Here is a 266-nt window from a genome sequence, read left to right as displayed (position 1 = left end):
GCATTATCCGGAGAATTTAAGCGAAGGCCGTTTACCGGGGCAAACTGATAACGACATCTGGTTCTGGCAGGCGATATGCGCCAACGCGCCGGGCGATGAAACTGAAGCGATGCGTTGTTTACGTCTGGCGGCGACCGGCGATCGCACCATTAACATCCACAGTTATTACAACGATCAGCCGGTTGATTATCTCTTCTGGCAAGGAATGGCGCTGCGACTGCTGGGCGAACACCACACCGCACAGCAACTGTTTAGTGAAATGAAAC

At 53.0% G+C, this 266-nt stretch carries 1 protein-coding gene; it reads left to right on the top strand.

The features are described 5' to 3' along the window. Positions 1 to 266, top strand: a 266-nt coding sequence (locus tag BT993_RS07040) for a hypothetical protein (protein WP_208600534.1), incomplete at both ends; no start/stop codon positions are given.

This window comes from Streptobacillus ratti (assembly GCF_001891165.1).
Taxonomy (GTDB): Bacteria; Fusobacteriota; Fusobacteriia; order Fusobacteriales; family Leptotrichiaceae; genus Streptobacillus; species Streptobacillus ratti.
This window is presented reverse-complemented; position numbering and strand designations above follow the sequence as displayed.